The sequence below is a fragment of the Asticcacaulis sp. genome, assembly GCF_051956075.1.
Classification (GTDB): domain Bacteria; phylum Pseudomonadota; class Alphaproteobacteria; order Caulobacterales; family Caulobacteraceae; genus Asticcacaulis.
Map to the genome: position 1 here is coordinate 83,711 of NZ_JBQCGA010000016.1, position 15,237 is coordinate 98,947.

The 15,237-nt window shown below is 58.7% G+C and carries 18 protein-coding genes and 1 tRNA gene; 6 read left to right on the forward strand and 13 right to left on the reverse strand.

Annotated elements, in window-relative coordinates:
* Nucleotides 1–23 precede the first annotated feature (23 nt).
* Together ACTHLA_RS04815 and ACTHLA_RS04820 are read left to right on the forward strand one after the other, a co-directional pair.
* Nucleotides 24–947 carry a tetratricopeptide repeat protein gene (locus ACTHLA_RS04815; protein ID WP_440185951.1) on the forward strand — a complete coding sequence of 308 codons (924 nt, stop codon included), beginning with the start codon at nt 24–26 and terminating at the stop codon, nt 945–947.
* 113 nt (nt 948–1,060) lie between these two features.
* A tRNA-Val gene (locus ACTHLA_RS04820) sits at nt 1,061–1,135 on the forward strand.
* Here ACTHLA_RS04820 and ACTHLA_RS04825 read toward each other — a convergent pair.
* Genes ACTHLA_RS04825 through ACTHLA_RS04855 form a run of 7 tightly spaced genes read right to left on the reverse strand, consistent with a single transcriptional unit; the run spans nt 1,086 to nt 6,724 of the window.
* A complete protein-coding gene (locus tag ACTHLA_RS04825; RefSeq protein ID WP_440186024.1) occupies nt 1,086–2,093 on the reverse strand; it encodes a tyrosine-type recombinase/integrase in 1,008 nt (335 codons plus the stop codon). The genes ACTHLA_RS04820 and ACTHLA_RS04825 overlap by 50 nt on opposite strands.
* Nucleotides 2,094–2,149: 56 nt before the next feature.
* Nucleotides 2,150–2,488, reverse strand: coding sequence for a helix-turn-helix domain-containing protein (locus tag ACTHLA_RS04830; protein WP_440185952.1), 339 nt, complete (start codon nt 2,486–2,488; stop codon nt 2,150–2,152).
* Between the two features lie 4 nt (nt 2,489–2,492).
* Nucleotides 2,493–2,822 carry a DUF2190 family protein gene (locus ACTHLA_RS04835; RefSeq protein ID WP_440185953.1) on the reverse strand — a complete coding sequence of 110 codons (330 nt, stop codon included), beginning with the start codon at nt 2,820–2,822 and terminating at the stop codon, nt 2,493–2,495.
* Nucleotides 2,823–2,824: 2 nt separating this feature from the next.
* Nucleotides 2,825–3,121, reverse strand: coding sequence for a phage head-tail joining protein (locus ACTHLA_RS04840; RefSeq protein ID WP_440185954.1), 297 nt, complete (start codon nt 3,119–3,121; stop codon nt 2,825–2,827).
* Complete coding sequence (locus ACTHLA_RS04845; protein ID WP_440185955.1) at nt 3,034–4,797, reverse strand: prohead protease/major capsid protein fusion protein; 1,764 nt, start codon at nt 4,795–4,797, stop codon at nt 3,034–3,036. Before ACTHLA_RS04845 ends, ACTHLA_RS04840 begins: the two co-directional genes overlap by 88 nt.
* Nucleotides 4,766–6,181 (reverse strand): phage portal protein, encoded by a 1,416-nt coding sequence (locus ACTHLA_RS04850; RefSeq protein ID WP_440185956.1) that lies wholly within the window; start codon nt 6,179–6,181, stop codon nt 4,766–4,768. Before ACTHLA_RS04850 ends, ACTHLA_RS04845 begins: the two co-directional genes overlap by 32 nt.
* 3 nt (nt 6,182–6,184) lie before the next feature.
* Nucleotides 6,185–6,724 carry a hypothetical protein gene (locus tag ACTHLA_RS04855; protein WP_440185957.1) on the reverse strand — a complete coding sequence of 180 codons (540 nt, stop codon included), beginning with the start codon at nt 6,722–6,724 and terminating at the stop codon, nt 6,185–6,187.
* A gap of 271 nt (nt 6,725–6,995) precedes the next feature.
* Between ACTHLA_RS04855 and ACTHLA_RS04860 the strand changes: the two genes are divergently transcribed.
* The 3 genes from ACTHLA_RS04860 to ACTHLA_RS04870 all read left to right on the forward strand — a co-directional run bounded on the left by ACTHLA_RS04860 (nt 6,996) and on the right by ACTHLA_RS04870 (nt 7,914).
* Nucleotides 6,996–7,208 carry a hypothetical protein gene (locus tag ACTHLA_RS04860; protein ID WP_440185958.1) on the forward strand — a complete coding sequence of 71 codons (213 nt, stop codon included), beginning with the start codon at nt 6,996–6,998 and terminating at the stop codon, nt 7,206–7,208.
* A 104-nt stretch (nt 7,209–7,312) separates the two neighbouring features.
* On the forward strand, nt 7,313–7,549 hold the full coding sequence (locus ACTHLA_RS04865; protein WP_440185959.1) for a hypothetical protein: 237 nt from the start codon (nt 7,313–7,315) through the stop codon (nt 7,547–7,549).
* Between the two features lie 14 nt (nt 7,550–7,563).
* Nucleotides 7,564–7,914 carry a hypothetical protein gene (locus ACTHLA_RS04870; RefSeq protein WP_440185960.1) on the forward strand — a complete coding sequence of 117 codons (351 nt, stop codon included), beginning with the start codon at nt 7,564–7,566 and terminating at the stop codon, nt 7,912–7,914.
* Here the strand turns inward: ACTHLA_RS04870 and ACTHLA_RS04875 are convergent.
* The 6 genes from ACTHLA_RS04875 to ACTHLA_RS04900 form a co-directional block, all read right to left on the reverse strand.
* Nucleotides 7,907–8,113 carry a hypothetical protein gene (locus ACTHLA_RS04875; RefSeq protein WP_440185961.1) on the reverse strand — a complete coding sequence of 69 codons (207 nt, stop codon included), beginning with the start codon at nt 8,111–8,113 and terminating at the stop codon, nt 7,907–7,909. The genes ACTHLA_RS04870 and ACTHLA_RS04875 overlap by 8 nt on opposite strands.
* A gap of 2 nt (nt 8,114–8,115) precedes the next feature.
* Nucleotides 8,116–9,903 (reverse strand): phage terminase large subunit family protein, encoded by a 1,788-nt coding sequence (locus tag ACTHLA_RS04880; RefSeq protein ID WP_440185962.1) that lies wholly within the window; start codon nt 9,901–9,903, stop codon nt 8,116–8,118.
* Entirely contained in the window at nt 9,896–10,384 is a 489-nt protein-coding gene (locus tag ACTHLA_RS04885; RefSeq protein ID WP_440185963.1) for a hypothetical protein, read from the reverse strand. The genes ACTHLA_RS04880 and ACTHLA_RS04885 overlap by 8 nt, the downstream gene beginning before the upstream one ends.
* A gap of 323 nt (nt 10,385–10,707) precedes the next feature.
* On the reverse strand, nt 10,708–12,855 hold the full coding sequence (locus tag ACTHLA_RS04890; RefSeq protein ID WP_440185964.1) for an AAA family ATPase: 2,148 nt from the start codon (nt 12,853–12,855) through the stop codon (nt 10,708–10,710).
* 167 nt (nt 12,856–13,022) lie between these two features.
* Entirely contained in the window at nt 13,023–13,523 is a 501-nt protein-coding gene (locus ACTHLA_RS04895; RefSeq protein WP_440185965.1) for a PIN domain-containing protein, read from the reverse strand.
* A complete protein-coding gene (locus tag ACTHLA_RS04900) occupies nt 13,523–13,774 on the reverse strand; it encodes a type II toxin-antitoxin system prevent-host-death family antitoxin (RefSeq protein WP_440185966.1) in 252 nt (83 codons plus the stop codon). The genes ACTHLA_RS04895 and ACTHLA_RS04900 overlap by 1 nt, the downstream gene beginning before the upstream one ends.
* Nucleotides 13,775–13,958: 184 nt before the next feature.
* Between ACTHLA_RS04900 and ACTHLA_RS04905 the strand changes: the two genes are divergently transcribed.
* On the forward strand, nt 13,959–15,236 hold the full coding sequence (locus ACTHLA_RS04905) for a cation:proton antiporter (protein ID WP_440185967.1): 1,278 nt from the start codon (nt 13,959–13,961) through the stop codon (nt 15,234–15,236).
* Nucleotide 15,237 lies beyond the last annotated feature (1 nt).

Consider the following 15,237-nt stretch of genomic DNA (forward strand, 5'->3'; position numbering starts at 1 on the left):
TTTATTCTTCAGGAGCTGTCGCCATGCGACGGATCATCATGACATTGGCGGCGGCGGCCTTGCTGGCCAGCGCCGCGCCCGCCTTCGCCGTTCAGGACGCCGTCGCCCTGACCGATCAGCAGCGCGCGAGAGAGACGATGGACATCGGCGTCCTGACGCAAAAGGCGGCGTCCGGCGATGTGCGCGCGCAGGTGCGGCTTGGCGACGACTACTATGTCGGCAACGGCGTCGGTCAGGATTATGCGCAGGCCTTCCACTGGTACGAAAAAGCGGCCAGGACTGGCGACCCGGAAGCGCAGACCGAACTGGGCCTGATGTACGCCAAGGGCCAGGGCGTCGCGAAAGATTACGCGCAGGCGCTTAACTGGACGCGCAAGGCCGCCGATCAGGGCTATGCGGGCGCGCAGTACAATCTGGGCATCGCCTATGACACGGGCGTGGCGGTTGATCACGACTCGGCGGCGGCGTTCGGCTGGTATCTGAAGGCGGCGCAGCAGGGCTATGACATCGCTCAGTTCAACGTCGCCAATATGTACGAGTTGGGCGACGGCGTGACGCAGGACTATGCGCAGGCGATGAGCTGGTATCAGAAGGCCGCCGATCAGGACTACGCCCCGGCGCAGTACAATCTCGGCAATATGTATCTGGCGGGCGAAGGCGTCACCGCCGATCCGGCCAAGGCCCTGCCTTTGATTTCGGCTTCGGCCAAACAGGGCTTCCCGCTGGCGCAAAGCCGCATGGCCGCCCTCTATTATCAGGGGCAGGGCGTGGCGCAGGATAAGGTCGAGGCCTATGCCTGGGCTCTGCTGGCGGCGGATGCGGGCGATGGCGACGCGCAGGCCCTGCTGGCGGCAATGGACAGCGCGCACGAGTTGAACGACGACCAGCACGCTCAAGCGGCTAGGGCGGCGGACCAACTGGCGCAGGCCCTGACAGGCGGCGCATAGATGGGCGGCGCGTAAGTTTTCCGCAGAAAAAATGCGGCGGACGCTTGCCACGGCGGCGGGGCTTGGCTATACACCCGCTCCTCGGCGGCGACGCCGGGATTTGAGATGAAGATGGGCGCTTAGCTCAGCGGGAGAGCACTACCTTGACATGGTAGGGGTCACAGGTTCAATCCCTGTAGCGCCCACCATCTTCATCTCTGAAAACATTACGTTTTCTTCAAAATCCATATCATCGGTTAGATCAGAGTGACACGCAAGTGCTACGCTGTTGAGATACGAACATTGGATTTTTTCGTTATAAATCAATCCTAGTTCAGCGAAATATGCGTCAATCGCTTCCCGGCCCTTTGACAGATAGTCGGGCGCGAATCTCGCATATCGTTCGGTTACGCCGGGCATTTTATGGCCCAGCAAGCCTTCAACCTCCCAATGTGGCACGCTTCTGCTACGCAATTCAGCGGCCATCGTGTGCCTGAGGCTGTAGGGTGTGATTTCATCGGACAGCTTCGCCGCCTTAACGACAGTAGCGAAGCCCTTCTTGATGCTGTCTATCTTGTTGCCGTGCCAATTCACAAAACGGCTGGCGCCGGTGTTCTGTAAGAACGGCAAAAGGGTTTCTGTGACCGGCACGACAGGACGCCCCTTTTTGGTCCGCTTCCGCCCCGGCGGGTTAAGATCAATAAGGCGTGCGTCAAAATCGACCTGATCCGGGCCTAGGTCCAGCACAGCGCCGGGACGCGCCAAGGTGTTCAAGCTGATTATCATGAAAAGGAACAGGTGGGGCCAGTCTTGAGCCGTCATCAGCAGCTTGCGCATTTCGGTTTTCGTCAGCCGGTAAGGCTCCTTTTCGTCAGAGCGGTCCTTTTCGTCGATTATAAAAGGGACGTGCGTAATTTCCTGCCGCTTCCACGCCCAGCGCAGGGCGGCGCGTCCTACGGTCAGCACGCGCGAGACATAGGCGTTCTTATAGCCGCGCCCCTTCAGCCATGCGATGAATGCCTCTTGTCGCACATGGGAAAGGTCGGAAACGGTCGCATCGGCCCAGAATTCGGTCCAGAGGGCGAGCGCGATCTTCGCTTGCACGGCGCTGGCGATTTTTGACGCATGGCCCTGCCAATAGCGCACAAGGACGGTAGCGAGCGGCATTTCTTTAGGGGAAGCGTCTTTGAACGTCGCGCGCTCAGTGACGAATTTCGCGAGTTCTATTTGGGCGCGCTGAAGATCGTCTGTGCCAAGCGAAGCGCGTCGTGTTTGTCGGGAATCGGAATCGAACCAAGTTGCGTGCCAGAAGGGCGAGCGGGGGCGCTGCGATAGCCAGAAGCCCGCGATTTCGCAGAGTTTTCCGTCTTTTGACATGGCGCGACCCTTTGGTTTTCCAAGTATTCAGCTAGATCCGACATTGTATATTTAAACCGGCCTCCGATTCTTCTGAAGCCGATTTCGCCCCGTTTGCGGATTCGCTGAATCGTATCGGACGACATGCCGAGTATGGCGGCAGCCTCCTTTTCCGTCATCAGCTTTTCAAACGGGGCGAAGTTCATCAGATCAGATCACCGGAACCAGGCGCACGTTGACGGACGCGGACGGGTTCGCCGCCGCCGTGGTGGCCACGCCGATTTTCGTGTTACCGGTCGCCGTCTTCGTGACCAGTTTCGCGGTTGCGTCCCAATAAAGCAGGTCGCCAACAGCGATCGCCAGGGCGGACACTTTCGGCAGATCGAAGACGCCTTCGACGGCAACGTCAACGTCCGCGCCGGACTCAGCGTCGCCGTTCGCCACGCCGATAATCGAACCGGCAATGACGACACCGCCGGACAGGACAGCCGCAGGGGCCGGGATTGTGAGGTTTTCGCCGCATTGGATAAAGTTTTTCATTATTACATTCCTTTGGAAGTCGAGAGATAGATTGTTTTGGGTGCAGATCGAGAAGCCGCGGCAATGGCGGACTCGGCGGCAGCAAGAGCGGTCGCCATTTCGGCGTCGGTTTTATACTGAACCTCCTCGCCGTTTTGATCGCGGACGCTACGGAGGCCCGACAGACGGGCCTCCAAGAGCGCATCCCGCCAGCCGGTCAGGGTGTCTAGACTCACGCCCATTGGTAAGCGCCCCGGTAGTCGATAGCGCCACAGCCGAAATCGAGGATGACGCGGAATTCCATTCCAAGCGTGTCCCATCCCTCCCGGCTGGCCATCTGCGGGCCCTGAGCGCTCGACAGATAAGCGTATTCGAGGCACGGCAGGACGGCCGGATCAGCGAACATATAGGCGCTGCCATCGGCGAGACGCGGCTCCACCAAGAGCGTGTATTTGTTGGCAAAGACGTTCGCGTCATTGATCGTCGCGGCGTAGATCGCCGCCAGCATCTTTTCGGCTTCCTCCTCAAGGTCGGGCGAGACCAGGACAAATTTGGGTGACACGTTAATCGGCGTTTTACCGTCCAGGCCCTTCATGCGGCGCAGCGCTTCGCGGCCTTCGCCCAGGGTTGCGCCAGAGTCGGACAGGGCGTGGCCAGCGAGGTTACCGTGATCATCGTGGAACATCGCTTTTCCGTCTTCGCCCAGAACCGGATTCGAGGTCAGCAGCGAGACGAGCAACCCGTTTTCCGTTTCGGCGGACATGCGGCCGGCGGTTTGCCCCCAGTCATTGAAGGCGCCCAGATCATCGTTGATCATGGCCTTACGCGACAGGCTGAAGGTTGCGCCGTAGGTGTCGAGCGAATAGCTGTTGACGGCTTCGGAGCGGGTCGTCGCCTTGATTTCACCGGCTTCGGTGACCTTTTGCAGCGTCCCGACATCGGACAACTTCAGAAGCGATTTCGGCCTAAAATCGTTGATGGTGGCTTGACGGGCCAGCGACTTAACCGGACAGGGCGCATTCTGATACGCCGCCAACAGAACGCGGTTGCCGGTCGCGGTCAGCAGATTCGAGAAGTCGGAAGTCGTGTGCATGGCGCGCGTGAAAATCGTGTCGGCGTCCATGCCGCGCGTGCTGATTCCGTTCGATTCCAGGATCGCGCGCGCATGGTCTTTCAAGGTGTCGCCCATGAATGAGCGGGCGCCATCGGTCGGGGCCGTGCCCGAAGCGCGGGCGAACAGGGCGTCCTCGCGGGCGCGACGCTGCACGGCAGGATCTTCGGCTGAAGCGGCGACGCGGATATGGGGCGTCTGGCGCGAGCGGGTTTGCATGGCGTCGAAAGCCGCCGCGCGCGCTTCGAGTTCCGTCACACCGGCGTCGATTTGAGCGTCAGCCCAGGTTGAATCGAGTCCAGCAGATCGGGCGATTGTGCGGATCGCGGCGCGCGTTTGCGCAACGTCCGGGGTGGCGGTGGTTTCGATTTCCGCCGATTCAGTTTCAGTCGTCATATTTTGACTCCTCAAGATTGCCGACTCGTCGGCGGGGATTGGCACCAGGCTGACCTCTTTAAGAGTCCAGGCGGTGGCCGTGCGAACTCGGTTGCGCCCTGAAGCGTCGGCGGTGTCGCTCCAGGATGAAACCGAGTATCCGATAGACACGCCCGTCACGTCGCCGCGCTCAATTGCGGCAAGCGTTGCGGGGTTTGAAATTTGAAGCGTCGCGACAATCTGCCCCGGTTCAAACCGAACGTCCGAAACGCGGCCCAGAATGTCAGAAACAGAGCCTTGGCGGTGCGAATCCAGAACCGGCAAACGTGCTGCCAAGGTCACGTTTTCGCGGCCCAAAGCCAGCTTTTCTATAAACCCCCGCCGCTGCACTGGCGCGCCGGTGGATATGATCGCCTCGACCGTGCCATTTTCGACATTTAGCGTCTCCGGGGCGAAGGTCGCGGGTGCGCTGCGCGTTTCAATTTGCAGATTGTGTTGACTGTCCGGCATTTGCCGCGCCTCCATAATTAAAGGTCAAACCCAGCGCCTTTGCGCGGGCAGCGTCGGCGGCGATTTCGTTGTCAAGTTCGTCCACGTTCCATCCGCGTTCGGCGGCTGCTTTCGTGCGCGAGGTCAGGCCCGCCGCCAGTTCGGCAAGCGTGGCCTCGTTGTCCTTCAGCGGATCAACCTGCAAAGGCTTCGGTGGCAGCCATTCCGACGCGAGCCAGGAGCGAGGATTGGACTCAAAGTCTGGCGCGTCCAGGTCACCGGACAAGACGGCGGACGTAATCGCGCGCCGCCATACGGGGCGCAGGAATTGCGGAGCCAGTACGCCCCACTGGATTTGTTCGACGCGCTGGCGGAAAGGCAGCAGGCCAGCCCGCAAGCTGGAATAGTTCGCGCCGGACAGGTCGCCGCTCACCAAATGATCGGGAAGGCCAAGACCGGCGGCAAGAGCGAGAAGGTTAGTTTTTATAAAGGCTTGAAGTTCCTGCGCTTGGCCGGGACTGTTGAACTTAATATCGTAACCGGCTGGTAGATATTTGATTGCGCCCGGTTCGATTCCGCCTTCCAAAACCGATCCGGTTTGCACCCCTTCATAAGGCGACTGCGCCGTTCCGTTCTGATCCACGAGGAATGCGCTGTGCATGGCGGCGACCTTCGCACCCACAAGCAGCGCGTCGCAAAGCTGATCAAATTCAGCCGCAGGTAAGATCACCGGCGCGAGCCAGGAAACGCCGCGCACCTGACCGGGGGCCAAAGGTTTGAAGACGTGAAGAATGTCATCGGCCGGGATGCGGACAGGCGCAAAATAGGTCTGAAATTGCGAGGTCGGAATCGCAGGAAAAATCCAATAAGCTACGCGACGGCCCGACGAATCGAATTCAACGCCATTCACCGCGTAGCCGCCGCTTTCGAGGGGGCGTGTATAAGCCCAGTCCAGCAACTCGACGGGCAGCAACCGCAGGCGCGTCCCGGCGTCGGTTTCGACTATGTGAATCAGCGCCTCACCGTCAATGACCAGCGACCGCGCCACGGCCTCTTGAAACCCATAAAAATCCGTCAGGCCGTCAAAATCGGCCATTTCGGCCCAGCCTGAAAACCATTGCATAGCCTCAGGATTCTTGCTTGTCGGTGTGATGCCAGCCCCCACAAGAGCGCCAACCCAGTTCGCAACGGCGTGGCTAATCCAGGGGTTGTTTTGGACTAGATAGCGGGCGCGCGAACGCAGCATCGGCCCGGCGGCGCTGACTTCGCTGTTGATCGGGCCGAACGTGCCGATACCGGAACCGCGGCGCCCGCCTGCCGCGCCGTCGAACCGCCGGACATAACTTTGCGGTGATTGCCGTTTTTCGATCAGAGCGGCCCAGACCGCTTTTGCGCGCGCCAGCATGGATCAGCCCTCGCGGTAAGCAGCGATGACGGGCGAAAGGATTTGATTCAGATCAAAGCGCGTTTCGGCTCGAACTTTCACGATTTTGAGGTCGTCAGCGAGTTTCAGCGCGGCAGCGGCCCGCTCATCACGCGGATCATGTGCGCCTTCAAAGTCGATTTCGTAGTGCTTTTTGCCGGAAAATTCGTGCATTAAGCGGATGACTAGGCTGACCGGCTGACCGGCTTCTATAGCAACGATTGCGTCATCAATGAGAGTTTGAGGCGGGCGCCCGAACGTCCAGTTATTATGATTGACATGGTACTGGACTTCGCGGGCCATCTCCACGTCGAACCCCATTTCGAGAAGTTCATTGTAAATCGCCGCCTGCGCAGCACCGTTCAAATCGAGGCGACCTTCACGGCGTCCGGTGTCTTCGCGTGCCACAGGGAGCAAGCCGTGCTTGTCAAACAGGCGAACGCGACGCAGCAGGGTAGGAACAAACTTGGCGGAAAGGTTTTGACCATCTGCAATTATGGCTGTCACTTCAAGAAAGGTGTGCATGATAGACTCCATGTGATGACGTACCATCTATCACGACGCGTTAGATTTCGCAAACGGAATCGACACGGCAGTTGACACGATGCGTCAAGTTGTGTAGATCAAACATCACCGGGCGGCTTTTCGGCGGAATCACTGCCCGGCGCCGGTGGCTTAATCCCTTTGGTCACCGGCCATCCGCCCACCGAAATCTCCCTCTCGGTGTCTGGATTGAGGCAATGACCCGCCGGGACTCCACCCGGCGGGTTTCATTTTTATAGAAGGAGATTCCGCTATGACCGATTTTGCCGATTTAACCGACGCCGAACGCCGCTACACAGTCGGTTCGCTTATTGTCGAGGCCAATGAGCAAGGCCGCGACCTTCGGCCGTTGCTGGCTGAGATTGCCGCAATGTTTGTCGAATACGGTGTGCCGGCGCCGGTGTCGTTGATTGACTATGTCCGCGGGCGTCCGGTGCAGTTCATCGCGTCTGCGTCGATTCATTGAGCGTGGCTCTCACGTTTAACGTGATAAATATTCATTAAAAACAAATACTTGACTCATTATTATGCGTGATGCACCGTTGCCCTGCCAAATAAGGAGGGCGAGATATGGACATCGAACAGGCATTGACCTTACCGCTCGCGGTTGTGAAATTGCCGATAGCTTGGCATGGTGAACCGGTCGGGCCGGAGTGCTGCGCTCCAATCGTCTTTAACGCCGGAGCGGCTTTTCTGCCCGCTTATCTATCAGGCGGCTTGGCGGTAATTTTCGCTCTGAATCCGGCTGCGACGTTGAATTCAGCTAAGTTTTTGGCGGCGGAAGCTATTAGCTTGTTTTGTATTTAGCGAGGAGACGAAAGGTGTCAGGTATTAGGCGCTTATTCGACAAGATCGAAAAATACGCGATTGATTATATTGGAACATCTCTATCGGCTGCCGACAAAGAGAGGATCGCCTTCGAGATTGAATTGATTCAAGATGATTTAGAGACGAGATACGTTGCTGCATACAATGCCGCACCTGAAGGTTCTGATCCTTTAGGGCCAAGTGACTTTCCTGGCCAATTGGAAGCCTTTGTTGATTCAGTTAAAGAGGCAATTGGCATTGAAGAACAATCTTCAACGGATACGACTCATCTCCTCCGAAAGGTATCCCACTTCAAATACAAATCTTTGGGAATTTTTGAAATGTTAGATACTCGATTTATTTAAATGTTGGAATAATGGGGCCTGTTCTTTTGTGCTTAGCGATATCAATTGATTCAAATGTAAACGTCTCCCTATCTTTTTTATATTTATCTATAGTCTCACATTTGTATTTTTGACCTGTTCGCCCAACGATCCTCAATATTTTTGGAGTGACCTTTTTAACAGAGATAACCAGATCGTTAATTTCAAATTCCTCATTCATAATTACCTCCCCAGCCAATTCGACCTTATTACCGGGCTAACCTTTGCGACCGGCGCAGCTTGAGATTGCAACTCGCTTTCGCGGCGGTCAAGGTCGAATCCTACCAAGTGGCGCGCCGCCATTGCATAGACAAGGCCGTCCAGACCTTCCGCGCGTTTGCCGGGGATGCGCTCAAACGCGCGGATCGGCTGGCCCCGGACATAGCGGACGATGCGGCGTTCTGAAGTCAATTCCTCAAAAAATCGGGGGTCCAAATCTTCGGAGAAGCGCAGTCCCGTCCCGGCCTGAAGTCGGTTGAAGATTTGGTTTTTAAGTGCATCAGACCCGACGATGAAAAGTGGCTGTCCCTTAACGGTCGAGCGTTGCAGCGGCAGACGTGAAAAGCCCGGCATGCCTTTGCTTGCGGCGACGCGGCGACTGAAACGGGGCTTTGTGAAACTGTACACATGGGGTGCATGATCGCCGTCCCCGGAGTCGATCAAAGCCGCGTCAATGCGCAGAGTTCCGCCGAGTGGATGAGGCCAGGAGGATTTCAGCAGGTCGTCCAGTTCAAGCCAAAGGTCGGCAGTGTCGAACCGCCCCCAAATCACGCCGGACGACAGCACAAACAAATCCGTTCGCCCATGTCCAAGAACCACATATTCGGCCCGGTCGTCCTGCATATCGACTCCGCAGGTTATCAACAGCACGTCCGCAGGGATTGCCGTAAGCCCGAATTGTTCACGGCGGCTCAAGAGGTCGCCTTCATCCAAATCGTCGCCCGCGTCGCGCCAGGGTTCGCCCAGGACTGTATTTGTCCATGCCTTCAGTGTTTCAGGTGAGCGCTTGGCCTCCAAAAATTCAGAGACAAGAACGGGCCAAGCGGCGTTCGGCAAAAGCGAGATTAGCGCTGACATGCGGTAACCGTGGTGGCCTTGCACTTCGGGCCGGGTGACGCGCCATTGACCGGATCGGATGAAGCGACTTTTTTCAGCCCCTTCCTCGACTATGCCGCCGCAATCCGGGCACGCCCAATGTGAGGTTTCAGGTCGATGTTTGCCGTCTTCGTCGGTCTGCCAATGAATATCGCGCCAGAGGATTTCGTGAGCGGCGCCGCAGGCCGGACAAGCGCACTCGAAAACGCGGCGGTCAGATTGATCATAGGAGGCGCAGACTCGGCTTGTCGCTTCGTCAACCGGCGTCGAGCCCATTACGATTTTGCGCGGGCTGAAGGTTCGGGTTCGGGTGATCGCCAGCGCCACGGGGTCGCCTTCGCCGCCGGCGTCCACCTCGAATCCGTCCACTTCGTCAAGAAAGAGGCAACGGGCCGTGAGAGCGCGAAGGTTGCGGGGCGAGCGCGCCGCCACAAGCTTCAAGCTGCCGCCGGGAAAGCGCCGGTCTAGCATGGTATCACGCCCGGACAGATCGGCAGATAACGCGCCGCGCAGGGCTGGCGACTCGGCAAAAGTCGGTTCGATTGACCCCACCATCAGGTTTCGACAATCGGCTTCGGCGGGCAGGACGACAAGGACGGGCGCCGGATCGTTGACGGCGTAATGTCCAAGCGCGGCGGTGAGTAGCTGCGTATAGCCGGTGCGCGCGGCCTTCAGCACGGTCACACGTTCGGCCCTCGGATCTCCGATTGATCGCGCGATTTCGACCTGATGCGGCCAGAGCCGGATTCGGCCAGGGTGTGCAGAGGTCGCGGCGGGTAGATGGACGCTTTTTTCGATCCATGTCGCCATGTCGAGTCGGGCTGGCGGTTTTAGCGATTTAAGCGCATCGCGGCGAATGTCCAGCAGATCAACCATTTTCGGACAGCCTTTCCAGGGCGACGCGGATTTCCGAATCCACCAGATCGCGGTCGGTGAGCGACAGACGGGCAGGAATCGCCAACATAGCGGCGCGCAGGTCGGTTAGAATCGAGGCCCAGGTTGATTTCACGTCTGAAGCCGTCACGAGTTCACCGCGCGCAAGGGCGTTCTTCAGTTCCACGGCGTCGGCCTGTTCTCGCGTCAGGCGCAGCTTTTCGGCGGCGAGGTCTGGCGAGGTCGTCTTACGGTTCGCTTTCGCCATCATGGATCGCAGATAAGCGCGAGTGCAGTTTTGCACGTCGAAAAGGCCGGATTCGGATTTTGAAATTGCGCCCTCTGTGACCAGCATCCGAACCTGTCTGGCGGTGACACCCCAGAAGGACGCGAGTTGCGCCTCGGTGGCCTCCGCAGGGCGATTTAGGGCCATTGTGGGTGCAGGGTCACCGCCCAGAAGTTCGTCCAAATCATCGTATGCCATTGGAACCCTCATTATAAAAATTTTGCAGCGGGTGAAGTTTCGCGGTCTGCGCCCCCCGCTCGACCGATCGGCCGGAAGTACCTTCGCCGGTCAAAAGATGCAGCACAGCGCACGTTTTCAGATCATGCGGCACAGCGCACGTTTTTGACGTGCCATAGGATGAGCGCTTCAAATCGACAATTCGAGACAAACCGCCCGGTGCAGGTGGGACATGGCGGGTTCCCCCTAAAGGGGGAAACCCTGCCGTGTGTCCCAGCCGCCCCGCCTTCCGCAGGTGGGACAAAAACCCATGTCCCACCCATGTCCCGGCATGTCCCACCTGACTATTCATCGAAAGGGTCATCGAATAACTCACTGTAATCATGTAGTTTTGATGTTGAGACACACCCGTCTAAGTGGGACACAAGCCCATGTCCCACCAGTTTTTGATAGGCCCGATTGAATGCTTTCTTGCGGGAGTCGTAAGCCTCTGAGACGGAAACAGTTCTTCCGGCGATACATGCCTCGCGCCACGCGGCTTCTGAGACTTTCTGAGACGTTGTGAGACAATCTTCTAGGCGACGCAGTACGTCTAAGGCCGCCCTTTCACTCATCGACAGTTTAGGTGGGACAAGGTGGGACAAAAGCCCATGTCCCACCTGCGGATTTGCGACCGCAATCGTGATTTCGTCGCCGTCTTCATCATGGCCCATCGCTACAGTGTCGATTTTGAACGCTATGTCGCGGTCGCATGTGCCGTTGCGGTTCTTCGTCAGCTTGCCCCGGATGATGCCTGACTCGTCGCGCGGCTGCACATGCAAGGCCACGTCGAGCGCGCCGTTAAGGAGACTGTGACCGCGTGGCGTCGAGCCTTCGGCTTTGGTGTCATGGTGGATCAGCACAACCGCCGCGCCCCATGTCGTCAGATCACGCGCCACCTTGACCACGCGCCCCATCGCCTCAGCGCTGTTTTCCTCTAAACCGGGAAATGCCATCGCCAGGGTATCGAGAAAGATCAGAGACGGCTTGCGAGCCTTCACGGCTTCGGTCAACGCCGCCAGGTCGGGCGATTCGGGTGTCAAGAGGTCGGACACGCCGCCGACAAGGGTGAAGTCGGGTGCTGCGCCATGTTCGGCTTTGAGCGCTTTTACGCGCCCGCGCATCCCGAATTCATCTTCAGCGGCGACATAGAAGACGCCACCCTGTTTCGAGCGCATCCCGAAGGCTTCACGGCCCTGCGCCACGGCATAGCCCAGATATGGCGCTATCAGGGACTTACCGGCGCCCGGTGCGCCGAAAATGCAACCGATGTCACCGGGGGCGATCAAGCCCTTAATCAGATAACCGCGCGACGGCGCATTTTCGCAATCGTCGGGTGACAGGAAAGACAGACGAGAGGCGGGCAGATCGGCCTTATTCCAGCCGTTCGCCTTCGCCAAATCGAAAAGGCTGGCAATGGTGACGGGGTTAGAATGTTTCCCTAAAGACAACCATTTTCGGTTGAATTCGTCCTGATCGTACTTCGTAGACTTTTTAGCCCATTCTCTGGCGATTTCCTTACCTTCAGCGTCACCGCGCCAGGCGTGATTCAGCGCCGCCATGACCGTAAGATAATCATGGTAATCGTCAGCCGGAATAAAGGCGAGCGCAGCTTTCACCCGGTCGGCGTCGGGCCGCAGCAAGTCCGCCAGGTCGTCGTCGTCGTCATCATCGGCGGGCGCAGGTGTTTCGGCCTTGCCCCTGTAAGCCCAGCCGGTCGCCATGAGTCGCGCTTCAGCGTCCGCCATGAAGGCGTCCAGCCTATCGAGGTCTATCAGCGGCAAGTCGTACAATGGCACATCAACCGGTGACTTGGTTTCAGGCGTCCATTGATACGGCTTACAGGTGTCAGGGTGTACGCCATAGGCGACGAATTGTTGACCATCGCCAAGGATCTCGACCGCGTGGCGCTGGCCCTTGTGATCGGTGAATTCGCGCGTCTTGCGCTTTCTGACCGGCGTTTCCGTCCTGTACAGCAACAGTGTCTTAGGCTTGCGACCGGCGCGGACAAGCGGCATGTCGTCGCCAAGATTTAGGGCCATCTCTATCAGATCAAAGTTCACGCCGGTGTCGAGAACGTCAATGTCGATAGCGACAAGATTTTCACCCAAAACGATTCCGGTGTTCGGGGCCGTCCAGGTGCGCAGATCGGCGGGCGTCGCATGGACATTTTGCCAGTTCGCCAGGGCGGGCCGCTTGCCATTGCAGGGAATCGGGCGATAGCCATTTTCGATAAGCTTGCGGCGCAGGTCGAAAAGTGGGTCACCCCCTAGCAATTCGTCCAGATCGTCGCTATAATCAGCGCTGAAGTTAGTCACTTCTCCGAATTCAGCGCCGTTCCCCTTTGCCGAGGGGGCGGCGTTTTCGTTTTCGGGCGGTGGATCGCCGCCGAGAAGTTCGGCAAGTTCGGGGTCGCGGTTTCCCGGTAGTGCTACGCTAGTGCTACGCAACATAGGCTGAGTTCCTTATGTTTTATGCGTGCGCTTGCGGACTCCTACTGACCTTTGCCTTTGATTTTATTGGATTTCATTTGCGTTGACATGGTAGGGGTCACAGGTTCAATCCCTGTAGCGCCCACCATCTTCATCAAAACTTCCTCCAGATCAGATTTGCTTTCGCATCAGGCGCGCAGGAACAGACTGCGCAGCCAGCCGGGCGTTGCGCGCGCGTTCTGGCGCCAGTCGCCTTCGTCTGCAACTTCAGGCGCGACTTCGGCGTCGAACGGATTGAGCAGCTTCACCCGCCCGGTGCGGTAGGCCGACGGGCGACGCGTCACCAGGGTCAGGCCATGCTCCAGCGCGGTCGCCGCCAGCAGGCCGTCGCGGCTGTCCTCATAGCTGAGGCCCGCGCGGCGGCGTACGATGGCGGCGTCGATGCTGAGGATGCGACCGTCGAAGGCGCGGGCGATCTGCGTATCCAGCCACGCGCGCAAGGCTTTGGCCGCTTCGGCGTCGCGCTTCATCGCCTGCGCTGCGCCGTTTTCCAGCTCCAGCAGGGTCAGGGCCGAAATAAACAGATGGGCGGGCGGAACGCGCCGCGCCCAGTGCGCCAGCGGCGCGAGGTCCGCGTCCCATTTCGCCTTGCGCAGGGCGGCGACAATCCCCGTGTCCAGCAGATACATCAGCGGAACGCCTCGCGCCGGTCCCAGCCCGCGCCAAGGCTGGAGGCCTCAAGATCGACCTGTGCGCCGTCGTCGAGCGCCAGGAGGTCGAGAATGGACTCGCCCTGTCCGCTCAGACGGCAGAAGGCGTCGAAGCTCATCAGCACATGGGTCGGTTTGCCGCGGTCGGTGACGAAGACCGGCTCCTCGCGCGCGGCGCGCTTGGCTTTTGCAACATCCTGATTGAAGTCGCGGCTGGACATGGCGGGCATGGGCGTCTCTTTGTGGCTATGTCGCATCAACGCTACCGCGTTAATGTAGCAACATGACTACAATGTGTTGTATTGGCAACATAAAAATATTCATTAAAATAAATAACTTATCTAATATATTTCCGCTTGACGGCGATACGGCTTTACGACTTGGTTGCGGAAAAGACTATGGGGAGCCGTATCCATGCACATGGGCGTCACTGAAATTTTCCTGATCGCGATGCTGATCATTCTGAGCGTTCCGTTCCTGGTGTGGCGGGTGTTCAAGACCGATTATTATGCGCCCCTGGTCGTGGTGCAGATTATCGGCGGCATTCTGCTGGGGCCGGGCGTACTGGGCGCGGTTTTTCCAGGCTATTATCACTTCGTTTTTAATACGCAGGTTATCGGCGCGCTGAACGGCATCGCCTGGTGGGCGGTGATGATCTTTGTCTTCGTCGCCGGGATCGAACTGGACCTGAAAAAGGCCTGGACGCATCGGGGCGAGACGGCGACGACCGCCGGACTGGCGCTGGGCACGCCTTTGCTGTTCGGCGCGCTGGCCGCCTTTGGCATTTTACTGTTCGCTGTCCAGGCGGGCGACGTGTCGCAATGGATCGGACCAAAAGGTCATAGCTGGCAGTTCGTGCTGGGGATCGGCATGGCCTGCGCCGTGACGGCGCTGCCGATTCTGGTGCTGTTCATGGACAAGCTGGGCATATTGCGTCAGCCGCTGGGCCAGCGCATCCTGCGTTACGCTTCGCTCGACGATGTCGCGATCTGGGGCGTGCTGGCCCTGATCCTGCTCGACTGGGAGCGCGTCGGTCGTCAGCTCGGCTTTCTGCTGGCCTTCGCCGTCGCCGCTTTTCTGGTGCGGAGGCTGATGCGTGCGGTCAAGCCGGGCGACCGCTGGTATATCGCACTGATCTGGCTGGCGGCGTCGGGTTTCGCCGCCGACTGGTCGGGCCTGCACTTCATGGTCGGCGCCTTTCTGTCCGGCGCCGTTCTGGACGCGGACCTGTTCGACCAGAAGAAGATGGACCTGTTCCGCGACCACATCCTGCTGGCCATCATGCCGGTCTTCTTCCTCTCAACCGGACTGCGGACCACCTGGGAGATGGGCGGCGTCGCTGTCTTCGTCGCGGCGGGCGTGCTGCTGGTCGCCTCGGTCGGCGGCAAGCTGGCCGGGATTCACATCGCCGGACACATTCTGAAATGGGAGAAGGGCGAGGCCTCGATCATCGGCTGGCTATTGCAGACCAAGGCTTTGATCATGATCATCTTCGTCAATATCCTGCTCGACAAGCAGATTATCACCAGCGGCGCCTTCACCGCCACCCTGCTGATGGCCGTGGCCTCGACCATGTTGTCGATTCCGATGGTCGCGCCCAAGTTGAAGCGCTACGCCAGTCTGATCAACAAGGCGGCGGCGGAGACGCAGGACGCGCCGAAGGCCATCGCCGCCGAGGCCGATCCGGTTTAAA

What these genes read in the sequence shown, in the direction of transcription:
- ACTHLA_RS04830 (WP_440185952.1), bottom strand. Translation starts at nt 2,488, where the DNA reads ATGAACTTCGCCCCGTTTGAAAAGCTGATGACGGAAAAGGAGGCTGCC.
- ACTHLA_RS04825 (WP_440186024.1), bottom strand. Translation starts at nt 2,093, where the DNA reads ATGCCGCTCGCTACCGTCCTTGTGCGCTATTGGCAGGGCCATGCGTCA.
- ACTHLA_RS04875 (WP_440185961.1), bottom strand. Translation starts at nt 8,113, where the DNA reads ATGAATGAGGAATTTGAAATTAACGATCTGGTTATCTCTGTTAAAAAG.
- ACTHLA_RS04835 (WP_440185953.1), bottom strand. Translation starts at nt 2,822, where the DNA reads ATGAAAAACTTTATCCAATGCGGCGAAAACCTCACAATCCCGGCCCCT.
- ACTHLA_RS04905 (WP_440185967.1), top strand. Translation starts at nt 13,959, where the DNA reads ATGCACATGGGCGTCACTGAAATTTTCCTGATCGCGATGCTGATCATT.
- ACTHLA_RS04815 (WP_440185951.1), top strand. Translation starts at nt 24, where the DNA reads ATGCGACGGATCATCATGACATTGGCGGCGGCGGCCTTGCTGGCCAGC.
- ACTHLA_RS04880 (WP_440185962.1), bottom strand. Translation starts at nt 9,903, where the DNA reads ATGGTTGATCTGCTGGACATTCGCCGCGATGCGCTTAAATCGCTAAAA.
- ACTHLA_RS04890 (WP_440185964.1), bottom strand. Translation starts at nt 12,855, where the DNA reads ATGTTGCGTAGCACTAGCGTAGCACTACCGGGAAACCGCGACCCCGAA.
- ACTHLA_RS04900 (WP_440185966.1), bottom strand. Translation starts at nt 13,774, where the DNA reads ATGCCCGCCATGTCCAGCCGCGACTTCAATCAGGATGTTGCAAAAGCC.
- ACTHLA_RS04845 (WP_440185955.1), bottom strand. Translation starts at nt 4,797, where the DNA reads ATGCCGGACAGTCAACACAATCTGCAAATTGAAACGCGCAGCGCACCC.
- ACTHLA_RS04865 (WP_440185959.1), top strand. Translation starts at nt 7,313, where the DNA reads ATGGACATCGAACAGGCATTGACCTTACCGCTCGCGGTTGTGAAATTG.
- ACTHLA_RS04895 (WP_440185965.1), bottom strand. Translation starts at nt 13,523, where the DNA reads ATGTATCTGCTGGACACGGGGATTGTCGCCGCCCTGCGCAAGGCGAAA.
- ACTHLA_RS04855 (WP_440185957.1), bottom strand. Translation starts at nt 6,724, where the DNA reads ATGCACACCTTTCTTGAAGTGACAGCCATAATTGCAGATGGTCAAAAC.
- ACTHLA_RS04860 (WP_440185958.1), top strand. Translation starts at nt 6,996, where the DNA reads ATGACCGATTTTGCCGATTTAACCGACGCCGAACGCCGCTACACAGTC.
- ACTHLA_RS04850 (WP_440185956.1), bottom strand. Translation starts at nt 6,181, where the DNA reads ATGCTGGCGCGCGCAAAAGCGGTCTGGGCCGCTCTGATCGAAAAACGG.
- ACTHLA_RS04885 (WP_440185963.1), bottom strand. Translation starts at nt 10,384, where the DNA reads ATGGCATACGATGATTTGGACGAACTTCTGGGCGGTGACCCTGCACCC.
- ACTHLA_RS04840 (WP_440185954.1), bottom strand. Translation starts at nt 3,121, where the DNA reads ATGGGACACGCTTGGAATGGAATTCCGCGTCATCCTCGATTTCGGCTG.